This window comes from Skermanella stibiiresistens SB22 (assembly GCF_000576635.1).
In the GTDB taxonomy this organism is placed as follows: domain Bacteria; phylum Pseudomonadota; class Alphaproteobacteria; order Azospirillales; family Azospirillaceae; genus Skermanella; species Skermanella stibiiresistens.
The window spans coordinates 16659-29392 of record NZ_AVFL01000024.1 but is presented as its reverse complement, the minus strand read 5'-3'; the positions used below and the strand labels follow the sequence as shown (position 1 = coordinate 29392).

9 protein-coding genes are annotated in these 12734 nt (G+C 66.5%); 3 read left to right on the top strand and 6 right to left on the bottom strand.

Features of this window, described 5'->3' with window-relative positions:
- Positions 1–12 precede the first annotated feature (12 nt).
- The 3 genes from N825_RS36930 to N825_RS25745 all read right to left on the bottom strand — a co-directional run bounded on the left by N825_RS36930 (position 13) and on the right by N825_RS25745 (position 5143).
- A complete protein-coding gene (locus N825_RS36930; RefSeq protein WP_051513097.1) occupies positions 13–3477 on the bottom strand; it encodes a GAF domain-containing protein in 3465 nt (1154 codons plus the stop codon).
- A 157-nt stretch (positions 3478–3634) separates the two neighbouring features.
- Positions 3635–4642, bottom strand: coding sequence for a TerC family protein (locus N825_RS25750; RefSeq protein ID WP_037458434.1), 1008 nt, complete (start codon positions 4640–4642; stop codon positions 3635–3637).
- A gap of 162 nt (positions 4643–4804) precedes the next feature.
- Entirely contained in the window at positions 4805–5143 is a 339-nt protein-coding gene (locus N825_RS25745; RefSeq protein ID WP_157619540.1) for a hypothetical protein, read from the bottom strand.
- A gap of 115 nt (positions 5144–5258) precedes the next feature.
- Between N825_RS25745 and N825_RS25740 the strand changes: the two genes are divergently transcribed.
- On the top strand, positions 5259–6017 hold the full coding sequence (locus N825_RS25740) for an SDR family oxidoreductase (RefSeq protein ID WP_037458429.1): 759 nt from the start codon (positions 5259–5261) through the stop codon (positions 6015–6017).
- Between the two features lie 23 nt (positions 6018–6040).
- Here N825_RS25740 and N825_RS25735 read toward each other — a convergent pair whose 3' ends face one another.
- On the bottom strand, positions 6041–6649 hold the full coding sequence (locus N825_RS25735) for a peptidoglycan-binding domain-containing protein (protein WP_198038900.1): 609 nt from the start codon (positions 6647–6649) through the stop codon (positions 6041–6043).
- Between the two features lie 188 nt (positions 6650–6837).
- Between N825_RS25735 and N825_RS25730 the strand changes: the two genes are divergently transcribed.
- On the top strand, positions 6838–9501 hold the full coding sequence (locus tag N825_RS25730; RefSeq protein ID WP_037458425.1) for an MGH1-like glycoside hydrolase domain-containing protein: 2664 nt from the start codon (positions 6838–6840) through the stop codon (positions 9499–9501).
- 244 nt (positions 9502–9745) lie between these two features.
- Positions 9746–10378, top strand: coding sequence for a carbonic anhydrase (locus N825_RS25725; RefSeq protein WP_051513095.1), 633 nt, complete (start codon positions 9746–9748; stop codon positions 10376–10378).
- 35 nt (positions 10379–10413) lie between these two features.
- Here the strand turns inward: N825_RS25725 and N825_RS25720 are convergent, their stop codons facing one another.
- Together N825_RS25720 and N825_RS25715 are read right to left on the bottom strand one after the other, a co-directional pair.
- Complete coding sequence (locus N825_RS25720; protein WP_051513094.1) at positions 10414–11205, bottom strand: ZIP family metal transporter; 792 nt, start codon at positions 11203–11205, stop codon at positions 10414–10416.
- Between the two features lie 3 nt (positions 11206–11208).
- Positions 11209–12513 (bottom strand): hemolysin family protein, encoded by a 1305-nt coding sequence (locus N825_RS25715; RefSeq protein WP_037458422.1) that lies wholly within the window; start codon positions 12511–12513, stop codon positions 11209–11211.
- Positions 12514–12734: the final 221 nt, after the last annotated feature.

Genomic DNA, 12734 nt, shown 5'->3' with positions numbered 1-12734 from the left:
TTTCGGGAAAAGTTACCCGGCGCTCGCCAGCATGGCGGCGATCTTCGCCAGCAGGACGCGGATGTTGAAGGGTTTGCTCAGCACCTGGGTGCGGGGGCCGAGTGTGTCGTCGTCCAGGGCGGCGTTGTGGGCGTAGCCGGTCAGGAACAGGATCGGCAGGTCGGGACGGTGCCGGCGGGCGATCTCGGCGACTTGACGGCCGTTCATGCCGGGCAAGCCCACATCGGTCGCCAGCAGGTCGATCCTGTCGCCGGATTCCAGGACCTTGACGGCGTCCTCGGGATCGTAGGTCTCGATCACGCGGTAGCCGCGCTTCTCCAGCGACTGGACCAGCAACATCCTCACCAGTCCCTCGTCCTCGAGCACGAGGATGGTCTCGCCCTTGCCGACGGTTTTCGGCTCCGGGGGCGCCGGGGCGGGTGTCGTCTCCGGCTCGGGCGGGGGCGCGTCGGCGTGGCGCGGCAGGTACAGCTTGACCGTCGTGCCTTTGCCCTCCTCGGAGTAGATCGCCGCGTGGCCGCCAGACTGGCGGGCGAAACCATAGAGTTGACTCAGTCCCAACCCGGTGCCCTGCCCGATCGGCTTGGTGGTGAAGAACGGCTCGAAGGCCCTGTCCACGACATCGCGCGGCATTCCCGCGCCCGTGTCGGTGACGCTGAGGCAGGCGTACTCTCCCGGCTGAAGGCCGAACTCGGTCGCGATGTAGCGGCCGTCCAAGCTGGCGTTGCACGTCTCGATGGTCAGGCGCCCCCCCGCGGGCATGGCGTCGCGGGCGTTGATGACGAGGTTGAGAAGGCCATTCTCGACCTGGTTGGCGTCGGCCCAAACGCGCCAGAGGCCGCCCGCCAGCACAGTTCTCAACACGATCGCCTCGCCGACGGAACGCTGGATCAGCTCCCGCATGTCGCCGACCAGCGTGTTGAGATTGAGGCTGGTCGGCGCCAGGGGTTGACGGCGCGCGAAGGCCAGCAGCCGTTGGGTCAGTGTCGCCGCCCTGTCGCCAGCCTGGATCGCGAAGTCGACATGACGCGACAGGTCGGGGCGATCGGCGACCTTGTCGCGCAGCATGTCGAGATTGCCCAGGATCGCCTGGAGCAGGTTGTTGAAGTCGTGGGCGACGCCGCCGGTCAACTGGCCGACCGCCTCCATCTTCTGCGATTGCCGCAACGCGTCCTCGGCGGCGCGCAAGGCCTGCACCGCTTCCCGTTCCGCCGTCATGTCGCGGCCGACGGCGTGGATGTGGTTCTCGTCGGGAACCGCCGTCCATGAGATCACCCGATAGGAGCCATCCTTGTGACGGTAGCGGTTCTCGAACCGCAACGTGACCAGCCCCTTCGCCAAGTTGCCAGCCTCGGCCTCCGTGGTGGCGCGATCGTCGGGATGGACCAGGTCGAGGAAGGAGCCGGCCAGCAATTCGGCCTCGCTCCAGCCCAGCAGCGTCGTCCAGGCGGGATTGACGGCGACCACGGTGCCGTCGAAGCGGGCGACCAGCATCACATCGGTCGACAGGCGCCACATCCGGTCGCGGTCGCGGGTCCGCTCCGCGACCTGCTGTTCCAGCGTGCGGTTGAACTGTCGGAGCGCCGCCTCGGAGCGGGCGCGCTCGGCGGCGGCCCAGGTGCGGTCGGCTACATCGCGGATCAGGCTCAACTCGTCGTCGGACCAGTCGCGCGGCGTCACGTCGTGCAGGTAGAGCAACGCCGAGAGGCGGCCATCCTCCATGATCGGCACGTTGACCAGCGCCGCGACGTCGAGCGAGTTCAGCAAATCGGCTTTACCGGCGGTGTGGGGATCGGTCGTCACGTCGGGGATGACGACGGTCTCGCCGTGACGCAACGCGTCGACGAAGTCCCCGTAGTCGCGAAAATGATGAAGGCCGGCGACACTCGCCACCCTCCCGTCGGTCCAATCCCGCTCGATCGTCACGGTGCGTCCGGTGGGGTCGACCTTGCCGTAGCCGGCGCGTGGGACGCCCAGCGTCCGTCCCAGGATCTCCGCCGCCGTCCGCGCTATGGCGCCGGTGTCATTGAGATCGCGCAACCGGTCGCCCAACTCGACCAGACAAGCCGACCGCTCCCGCGCCCGAACCAGATCGGTGACGTCGTTGCCGTCGATGAAGATGCCCGCCGTCGTCCCGTCACCCCGCGTGATCGGCTGGAACACGAGATCGACGAACCGTTCCTCCAGCGCCGCCGACCGCGTGGCGTCGCCGCTCCGCTGGAACAGCAGGCGGACCGCCCCGCCGACATGGGGGCGACCGGTCGCGTGGACCCGGTCCAACAGTTGGACGATCCCCTGCTCCGCCAATTCCGGCATGGCTTGCCGGATCGGCAGACCGATGATGTCGCGGTCGCCGACCAAGCGCCGGTAGGTGGCGTTGGCCAGTTCGTGGACGTGGCCCGGTTCGCGCAGCACCGCCATGAAGCTGGGCGCCTGTTCGAACAGGCGGCGGAGACGCTCGCTCTCCTCGGCCCGCTGGAGGTTCAGGGCCGCGACGGCGCGCGCCCGCTCGATCGCCTCCCAAGTCCTCTCGACCACGCCGCCAGCCAGTTCGGCGTCGGCGTCGGTCCACTGGCGCGGCATCGGTTCGTGCAGGTAGAGGATGGCGGCGAGCCGCCCCGACTTGATCAGAGGCACGGCCAGCACCGCCCGCGCGGCGATCTCCAAGGAGAACGGGACGCCGGACAGGCGCGGGTCGGTCCCGACATCGTTGATCAACAGCGTCCGCCCGCCCTGGAGGCACGCCACCACGGCGCTTCCGAACAGATCGAGCGGAAAGGAGCGCCCGGCCAAGCCAGGCAACCTGCCATCGGTCCAATCGCGTTCGATCGAGACCGTCAGCCCGTCGCGGTCGATCTCGCCATAGCCCGCTCGGGCCGCCTTGAAGTGCCGTCCCAAGGTCTCCGCCGCGACCAGGGCGATGTCGCCGGAGGTGTCCAGCGTGCGGAGCCGTTCGGCGAGATCCAGTTGCAGGGTCAGGCGCCGCCGCGCCAGGACCTCACGCGTCGTCTCCATGCAGGCGCAGAGAAAACCGGCCACCTCTCCCCCCTCGTCCCGCAGCGGCGAGAAGGAGAAGGTGAACCAGGTATCCTCGATCACCCCGTTGCGGCTCATGGAGAGGTGGAAATCCTCGAACCAGATCGCCTCCCCCGCCAGGGCGCGCTCGGTCAGGAGGCGGAGATCATCCCAGATCTCCGCCCATAGCCGCTGGAACGGCTGCCCCAGTTCGGCCGGGTGTTTGGCGCCGAGCAGGGGAATGTAGCTGTCGTTGTGGAAGAAGAGGAGATCGGGCCCCCACGCCACATACATCGGGTGGCGCGAGTTCAGCGTGATCCCGATGGCGGTCCGCAGCGCCACCGGCCAGTCCCGCGGGATTCCCAGCGGGGATGCCGACCAATCATGGGCGCGCATCCGGGCGCCCATCTCGCCGCCGCCCGATAGGAAAGCCGGCTGATCCCCCTCCGGCGCGATCATCATCCGGCGGTCGATCCGGCGGTCTGGTCGGAGACGGAGGGATCGCGGCGGGGCGGAACGGGTCGCGGACGGGTCGGTTGGATCATGGACGCACACACCATATCAGCGTATGCGACCATAGGGCTCCAAACCGTCCCGCACAACGACCATTGGCGGTCGGTCAAGACGACTGGGTGGCTTCCCGGCCTTCGCCAGCCCGATCCTTGGCATAGTCGGTGGGCGCGTGGTCCGCCAGCGCGTCCTCCTCGGGCGCGGGGTCGTTCCGGGTCTTGATCAGCGACAGCACGATCGAGCCGACGATCAGTCCGGCGGTGACGCCCAGCGCCAGCGCGGTCGGGACCTTCCAGATGTCGATCAGCATCATCTTCGTGCCAATGAACACCAGCACCAGCGACAATCCGTATTTCAAATAGCTGAAACGGTGGATGATGCCGGCCAGGGCGAAGTAGAGCGACCGCAGGCCCAGGATGGCGAAGACGTTGGAGGTGTAGACGATGAACGGATCGTCGGTGACCGCGAAGATCGCGGGCACGCTGTCGAGCGCGAACATCAGGTCGGTCGCCTCGATCATCACCAGCACGAGCAGCATCGGCGTCGCCAGCAGCAAGCCGTTGCGGCGCACGAAGAACGCCGTGCCCTCGTAGGTCTCGGTCATGCGGACGCGCGACTTGACGAAGCGCACGATGCGATTGCTCTCCAGGTCCTGCTCCTCGTCGGAGGAGAAGAACATCTTGACGCCGGTGAACAGCAGGAAAGCGCCGAACACGTAGATCGTCCAATGGAACTGATGGATCAACGCCGTGCCGGCGAAGATCAGCGCCGCCCGCATGACCAGGGCGCCCAGGATGCCCCAGAACAGGACGCGGTGCTGGAACTGCCGCGGGACCGCGAAATGGCCGAATATCATGGCCATGACGAAGATGTTATCGACCGAGAGACTCCATTCGATCAGGTAGCCGGTGGTGAACTCCAGCCCCTTCTCGGTTCCCATAAACCAATAAATGCCGGCGTTGAAGGCGAAGGCCAGGGAGATGTAGCACCCGCTGGCGATGAGCGCTTCGCGGACCGTGATGGCATGTGGTTTTTTATTGAAGACGCCCAGATCGAGGGCAAGCAGAACGAGGACGAAGGCGTTGAAGCCTATCCATAAAAGAGGCGATGTTTCCATCGGTCCCTCCAGATGCGGTCACACCCGTCGGTGCAAGAGCAGATGAAGGAATCCGACATCACAGGTGGCGACCCACCTGCCAGAGGGGCCCGGATTCGGTAGAGCGGCCTTAGCTAGGTCGCAGGGTGGGGTGTGTCAAGGCTCATGCGATGCCGGCCCTCACTATCGCGACAGGTCGTTGGGCAACTGCCGCTGGCGCCTCGACTTCTCCTCATATCTCTCCTGGTCGCGTCTCCGCTGATCGAGGTTTCGCTCCGACAGGGATGGCAGCGGTCCCGAATACCTGTCTTGGCGTCGCCGTTCCTCGATCGCCCGATCGAGGGTGTCGCAGGCTTGGCGATCACCCTCCCGACATGTCCGCGCCAGATCGATCAGGATGGACCGACGTTCCCATTCCAAGTCGGCGGGCCCGCCGGTGCCATATCCCCAATCCTGATCCGGGACGTCGGAGCACCCCACCAGGAGCAGGCAAGACAACGTCAGGAGGTGCGAAGCACGCATCGGATCGGTCCTCGTCCTGTCAAGGTTGCCATCCCTGATGTAGCATGCTTGATGAAGGGGCAATTCAAGCTCCAAGCATCAGGGCTCGAAACATCAGGGGAGGAAATCGACGGATATGGCTTCCATCGAAAAAATCGCATTGGTCACAGGGGCTGGAACGGGCATCGGCAGGGCGGTGGCGCTGGCCCTGCTCGAGGCCGGATATTCGGTCGTGCTGGCCGGGCGTCGCCAGGAACCGCTGGAGGAAACGGCGGAGCTTGGCGCCAAGTTCGGCAAGCGGACCTTGGCCGTGCCGACCGATATCGGCGACCCGGCCTCGGTCGACGCGCTGTTCGCCCGGACCAAGGAGACATTCGGCCGGCTCGACGTGCTGTTCAACAACGCCGGCAGTGGCGCACCCGCCATACCGCTGGAGGAACTGACCTTCGACCAGTGGAAGAAGGTGGTGGACGTCAACCTGACCGGCGCGTTCCTGTGCACCCAAGGGGCGTTCCGGCTGATGAAGGACCAGGACCCGCGCGGCGGCAGGATCATCAACAACGGGTCGATCTCCGCCACCACGCCGCGGCCGAACTCGGCTCCCTACACGGCGACCAAGCACGCCATCTCGGGCCTGACCAAGTCGACGGCGCTGGACGGCAGGAAATACGACATCGCCTGCGGTCAGGTCGACATCGGCAACGCCGCGACCGACATGACCGAGCGGATGACGGCGGGCGTGCTCCAGGCCGACGGCTCCATGGCGGCGGAACCCCGGATGGACCCGCGCCATGTCGCCAGTTCGGTCGTTCACATGGCGAGCCTGCCGTTGGACGCCAACGTGCTGTTCATGACGGTGATGGCGACCAAGATGCCGTTCGTCGGCCGCGGCTGAAGGCTTTCGGAAGCCGGTGACGGTCAGCGCGTTCCCGCCATGACGACTTGGCTGTCCAGCCCCATGGTCGTCAGCGTGTTCGGGTTGACCGTCCCGGTCACTTGGAGCCCCCTGTCGCGCTGGAAACGCTCCAGGGCGGCTTGCGTGCTCTCGCCCCAGAGCCCGTCCGTCTCGCCGGCGTAGATGCCAAGCTGCTTCAGGCGGCCTTGGACGGTGCGGGCGGCATCCCTGGTCAAGGCCCTGCCTTGAACCTCCGACGGCAGGGCCGCCACGCCAGCCTCGCCGCCGAGATCCAACAGATCGACCGGCTTGATGCCCATGGTCGCGAGCGTCGCCTGATTGAGGCCGCTGGTGACTTGCAGGCTCCGGCTCCGCTGGAAGTTCTCCAGGGCCTCCTGGCTATCGCGCCCCCAGATACCGTCCACGGCTCCGGTATAGGAGCCCAACTCCTTCAGGCGTCGCTGGATCTCCTTCTGCGCCTGGGGGGATAGCGGCTGCGTGTAGCTAAGCTGCGACGGGCCGCTGGTGGCTGATGGGGCGGCGGCCGTCTGGGCGAGGGTCACCGATGGGATGGTGGTTGATGAAAAGAGTGTTCCCGTCAGCAGCAGTCCCAGCAGTACGATACGCTTCATCTCCCGTGTTCCCCCTTGTCTGAGTGTTGAGGCTTCGGCTGTCGGAGGCCGCGACCTTTCACCGATGACAACAGCCGGCGGCGGATTTACTCCCGCCGGCCCGGCCATGGCGCGCTTCTTGCGTATTTTCATTCAATGGTTGGCCTCTCCGTGGGTGAGCGACCGTGAGACACGAGGAAATAGAGGCGATGACGGCAGCCTTTGGCACCCACGCGTTGGACCCAGAGCGCCTTCGGCTCAAGGAGCAGGCGCAAGGTCTCCGTGATTGGCAGCTCTGGGGACCCTATCTGAGTGACCGGCAATGGGGCACGGTGCGTGAGGACTACAGCGCCGACGGCGAGGCGTGGAATCACCTGACCTACGAGCAGGCGTGCTCGCGGGCGTACCGCTGGGGCGAGGATGGGCTGGCCGGTTTCTGTGATTCGACGCAGCGCCTGTGCCTGGGACTGGGTTTGTGGAACGGCGTCGATCCGATCCTGAAGGAACGCTTGTTCGGCCTGTCCGGGCCGGAGGGCAGCCACGGCGAGGACGTCAAGGAGCTGTACTGGCACCTCGACGCGGTACCGACGCATTCCTATCTGCGGATGCTCTACAAGTACCCGCAGCGGGAGTTTCCCTATGACCAGCTGCGCGCCGCCAATCGGGGCCGCCCCCGGTCGGAGGGCGAATTCGAGCTGCTGGATACCGGCATCCTCGACGAAAACCGCTATTTCGACGTTTTCGTGGAATACGCCAAGGCCGACGAGGCCGATATCCTGATGCGGATCACGGCGGTCAACCGCGGGCCGGAACCCGCCCGGCTGCACATGTTGCCCCAGATGTGGTTCGCCAATCACTGGTCCTGGCGCGACGGCCATCCCAAGCCGAGCATGGCGCTGGACGGGCCGCGCTGCGTGGCGGCGGACCACAGGATGCTGGGCCGCCACACGTTCCACGTCGAGGTCGACGCGGAATTGCTCTTCTGTGAGAACGAGAGCAACCCGAACACCTTCGGCCTGTCGCCCGGCAACGGCGTCTTCAAGGACGGGCTGCACGAGAGGATCGTCCACGAGCGGCGCGGCGCCATCAGGTTCAACGGTCCCGCGACCAAGGTCGGCGCCTGGCACATCCGGACGCTGGCGCCGGGGGAGAGCTGGGTGGTCCGCACCCGGCTGGTGCGGGGCCAGCCGATCCTGCCGCCCTTCACCGGATTCGACTCGCTGGTCGATCTGCGCCGGGCCGAGGCCGACCGTTTCTACGAGGTGATCCAGCGCGGCCTGGAGGACGCCGACGCGCGGTCGGTCCAGCGCCAAGCCTTCGCCGGGATGATCTGGAACAAGCAGTTCTACAAGTTCGACGTCTACAGATGGCTGCGCGGCGACCCGACCATGCCGCCACCCCCGCCGCAACGGAAGCAGGGCCGCAACGCCGATTGGCGCCACCTGTCGGCCGAGGACATCATCTCGATGCCCGACAAGTGGGAGTACCCATGGTTCGCGGCCTGGGACCTGGCGTTCCACTGCGTTCCCCTGGCGCTGATCGATCCGGCCTTCGCCAAGCACCAGTTGCTGCTGCTGACCTCCGAAGACTACATGCACCCGAACGGGCAGATCCCGGCCTATGAATGGGCCTTCGGCGACGTCAACCCTCCCGTCCACGCCTGGGCGGCTTGGCGCGTGTTCGAGATCGAGCGGCAGGCAAATGGCGGCCGGGGCGACCGCGTTTTCCTGGAGCGGATCTTCCACAAGTTGATGCTGAACTTCGCGTGGTGGGTCAACCGCAAGGACGCGCAGGGCCGCAACGTCTTCCAGGGCGGGTTCCTGGGGCTGGATAATATCGGCGTGTTCGACCGCAGCCGGCCGCTGCCGACCGGGGGCTTCCTGGATCAGGCCGACGGCACCGCCTGGATGGCGATGTTCGCGCTGAAGATGATGCGGATCGCCTTGGAGTTGGCGCTGGAGGACGATGTCTTCGAGGACATCGCCAGCAAGTTCTTCGAGCACTTCCTGTACATCGCCCAGGCGCTGAACAACATCGGCGAGCGCGGCATCGGATTGTGGAGCGAGAGCGACAAGTTCTTCCACGATGTCCTGAACCTGCCCGACGGCACCATGCACGAGTTGAAGCTGCGCTCCATGGTCGGACTGACGCCGCTGTTCGCGGTCGAGACGATCGAACCCGACCTGCTGCGCCGCCTGCCCCGCTTCGCCCGCCGGCTGGACCTGTTCCTCAACCGGCGCACCGATCTGGCCAGCCTGGTGTCGCGCTGGGACGAGCCGGGCGTCGGCGAGCGCCGGCTGCTGTCGCTGCTGCGCGGCCACCGGGTCAAGCGGCTGCTGGTCCGGATGCTGGACCCGGAGGAGTTCCTGTCGGACCACGGCATCCGGTCGATGTCGCGGGCGCACGCCAAGGAACCCTATGTGTTCGAAACCGAGCACCAGCGGATCAGCGTCGGCTACGAGCCGGGCGAGAGCCAGACCTACATGTTCGGCGGCAATTCGAACTGGCGCGGACCCGTCTGGTTCCCGATGAACTACCTGCTGGTCGAGGCGCTGGAGCGGTTCCACCACTACTACGGCGACGACTTCCTGGTCGAGTGCCCGACCGGATCGGGCACGCTGATGACATTGAAACAGGTCGCCGGCGAGGTGTCCGACCGGCTGACGCGGCTGTTCCTGAAGGACGCGGAAGGCCGGCGGCCGATCCACGGCGACCGCGAGGTGCTACAAGCCGATCCCGCCTTCGTCGACCATGTCTGGTTCCACGAGTATTTCCACGGCGACACCGGCGCCGGGCTGGGTGCTTCGCACCAGACCGGGTGGACCGGGCTGGTCGCCAATCTGCTGTCGCGGCGGAACGGCCAGCGGAGCTGACGGCGATCCTGGGAACGCTAATCGAGAGACATCGAATTGCACGCGTTTGCGACAATGAGGCGCGCGCATGATCAAAGAATGGGCTTGCCTGGACCCGCCAATCCGAGGCATCACCTGCCCGCCGCGTCGCGTGACGCGGCCGGGGCTTGGCGCGCCGCTTGCTTGCCGACGCGGGCATGGCGGTGACGGGTCCCGGATGATGCGTCGGAGCACCGCTCCTTCCGCTACCGTGGAGAGAACGAGCATGTCTTCCATCGATCGGCTGGTCGCCGGGTTCAGGGCCTTTCGCGTCTCGAACTTCGAACACCGACCGGAGCTTTACGAGCAGCTGGTCAGCCAGGGCCAATCGCCCGAGGTGCTGATGATCGCGTGCTCGGACTCGCGGGTCGATCCGGCACTGCTGCTGAGCGCGCGGCCAGGTGAGTTGTTCGTCGTCCGGAACGTCGCCAACCTGATCCCGCCCTACCAGCCCGACGGCCAGTATCACGGCACCAGCGCCGCCTTGGAATTCGCCGTCCGCGACCTCAAGGTCAGTCATATCGTCATCCTGGGCCACTCCCGCTGCGGCGGCATGGAGGCGCTGCGCCACACCGCCATGGGCGGTGGATCGGACCGCGAGTTCATCGCTCAGTGGGTGTCGATCGCGGAGTCGGCCTGCCGCTGCGCCCACCCGCACGACCTGAGCAGCCCGGAAGGCGTCCGCCTGATGGAGCACGCCGCGCTGAAGGTGTCGCTGGGCAACCTGATGACCTTTCCCTGGGTCCGCGAGCGCGTCGAGGCCGGTAACCTGGAACTCCACGGCTGGTGGTTCGACCTGGAGAAGGGCGAGCTGTGGGGCGGCACGGAGGGGCCGGAGCCGTTCAACCGCGTCGCCTGAGAACCGGTGGGAACCAGCGGCGACGCGGTGTTGGATCAGCCGAGTGCCGCGCTGATCAGGACCATGCCGCCCAGGCCGACCAGCAGGCCCGTGGTGGCGGAGTTCTCATGACCCTTGCGATGGGTCTCGGGGATGATCTCGTGGCTGATCACGAAGATCATGGCGCCAGCCGCGATGCCCAGCCCCCAAGGCAGTAGGGTGGCGGCCATCCCGACGGCGGTGACCCCGATCAGGGCTCCGATCGGCTCGACCAGCCCAGTCCCGAAGGCCACCAGCAAGGCGGTCGACCGCTGCCAGCCCAGCGCGATCAGGGAGACGGCCACGGCCAAGCCCTCCGGCATGTTCTGGATGCCGATCGCGATCGCGAGGTTGGCGCCGACGGAACCATCCATCGCGCCATAGCCGACGCCGACCGCCAAGCCTTCGGGGATGTTGTGGAGGGTGATCGCGATGGCGATCAGCGGCAGGGCCACCGGGTCCTTCCGGCCCGCGGCGTCGGTGAAATGAAGGTGCGGCGTGATGTATTCGAACGACCATAGCCCCGCGGCGCCGATCAGCAGCGCCGCGACCACCGCCGACGCTCCGTTCAGCGGGCTGCCATAAAGGGCTTCCGCTTCGGCCAATGCCGGGATGATCAGGGAGAAGAAACTGGCCGCGAGCATGATGCCCGCCGAGAACCCCAGCAGCGTATCCTGGAGGCGTTCCGAGATCCGCGGGACCAGCAGCACCGGAAGTGCCCCCACGCCTGTGGCGAGACCGGCGATCAGGCTGGCGATCACCGGCTCGGGCAATGCTCCGGACACCACGCCGGACAGGGCGGAGAGCATCGATCAATCCACTTCCGTCTCGACGGCCGGAGTGGGCGGCACGACCAGGATCTTGTCGATCCGGCGCCCGTCCATGTCCAGGATCTCGAAACGGACGCCGTTGTGCTCGAACGTCTCGCCCGCGCGCGGCACATGCCCGATGCCATGCAGGGCGAAGCCGGCGATCGTGTGATAGTCGCCAGCGTCCTTCAAGCCGCGGATGCCGATCACATCCTCGAATTCATCGACCGGCATGGAGCCGTTGACCAGCCACGAGCCATCCTGGCGCCGGACCGCGTCCGGTTCCTCGTCCTCGCCCGGCTCCGGCAGGTCGCCGGCGATCGTCTCCAGGATGTCGGTGATGGTCACCAAGCCCTCGACGCTGCCATACTCGTCCACGACGATCGCCAGATGCAGGCCCGATCGCTTCATCATGTCGAGCAGCTTCAGGATCGCGGTGCCGTCGTGGACGACCAGAGGCTTCGCCGCCGCCGCCGCGAGGTCGACCGGCTTGCCTTGGAACGCCAGTTCGAGCAGGTCCTTGTTGTGGATGACGCCGACGATCTCGTCGAGCTCGCCCCGGCAGACCGGGAAGCGCGAGTGGCCCGAGGTGCGGATCTCGTTGATCACGTCCGCTTGGCTGTCGCCGACATCGAGCCACACGACGTCGGGCCGAGGAGTCATGATGGTCCGCACCGTCCGGTCGGCCAAGCGGAGCACGCCGTCGATCATCTCCTTCTCGCGGGGATCGAAGACGCCGGTCTCCGTGCCTTCGGTGATCATGGAGCGGATCTCATCCTCGGTCACGGTCTCCTCCCGGCCGCCTTGGAGCCCGAGGAGACGGAGCAGCAGATCGGTCGTGGTCCCCAGCAACCAGACGAACGGCGCGGTGACGCGCGACAGCGTCCTCATGGGACCGGCGATGATCGCGGCGGTCCGCTCGGGCGCCCGCAAGGCGATGCGCTTGGGGATCAGTTCGCCCAGCACGATCGACAGATAGGTGATCGCGACGATGACGCTCACGTAGCCGATCGCGGCGCCATAGCCGCCCAGCGCGCCGAAGCCGTCCAGCCACGTTCCGAACCGCGCTCCCAGCGTGGCGCCGCCATAGGCGCCGGCGACGACACCGACCATGGTGATGCCGATCTGGACCGTGCTGAGGAAGCGGCTGGGGTCGTCGATCAGCCTGAGTGCCGCGCGGGCGCCGTGAACGCCCTGGTCCGCCATGCCCTGGAGTCGGGCCTTGCGGGACGACACCACCGCGAGCTCGGACATGGCGAACACTCCGTTCAGCAATGTCAGCGCGACGATGATGACGATTTCAAACATGGTGGGTCCTGTTGGTCATGGAGGAATGCGCCAAAGCCAAACGCCGCTGGCGGTCAACCAGCGGCGTTTGGGCCGGCACGGAATGATTTGGGATTGGTGGATCGGTCGCTTGGGAGCGCTTGGAAGGATATTCATCGTGTTCCCCGCCCGAGAGGCGCGGGAGCGCTCCAAATTGTTGTGTTCCCGAAGATATGGCCGAACGCCCGATCCGTCCAGGGGCA

What these genes read in the sequence shown, in the direction of transcription:
- N825_RS25720 (WP_051513094.1), bottom strand. Translation starts at nt 11,205, where the DNA reads ATGCTCTCCGCCCTGTCCGGCGTGGTGTCCGGAGCATTGCCCGAGCCG.
- N825_RS25745 (WP_157619540.1), bottom strand. Translation starts at nt 5,143, where the DNA reads ATGCGTGCTTCGCACCTCCTGACGTTGTCTTGCCTGCTCCTGGTGGGG.
- N825_RS25750 (WP_037458434.1), bottom strand. Translation starts at nt 4,642, where the DNA reads ATGGAAACATCGCCTCTTTTATGGATAGGCTTCAACGCCTTCGTCCTC.
- N825_RS36930 (WP_051513097.1), bottom strand. Translation starts at nt 3,477, where the DNA reads ATGATGATCGCGCCGGAGGGGGATCAGCCGGCTTTCCTATCGGGCGGC.
- N825_RS25725 (WP_051513095.1), top strand. Translation starts at nt 9,746, where the DNA reads ATGTCTTCCATCGATCGGCTGGTCGCCGGGTTCAGGGCCTTTCGCGTC.
- N825_RS25715 (WP_037458422.1), bottom strand. Translation starts at nt 12,513, where the DNA reads ATGTTTGAAATCGTCATCATCGTCGCGCTGACATTGCTGAACGGAGTG.
- N825_RS25730 (WP_037458425.1), top strand. Translation starts at nt 6,838, where the DNA reads ATGACGGCAGCCTTTGGCACCCACGCGTTGGACCCAGAGCGCCTTCGG.
- N825_RS25740 (WP_037458429.1), top strand. Translation starts at nt 5,259, where the DNA reads ATGGCTTCCATCGAAAAAATCGCATTGGTCACAGGGGCTGGAACGGGC.
- N825_RS25735 (WP_198038900.1), bottom strand. Translation starts at nt 6,649, where the DNA reads ATGAAGCGTATCGTACTGCTGGGACTGCTGCTGACGGGAACACTCTTT.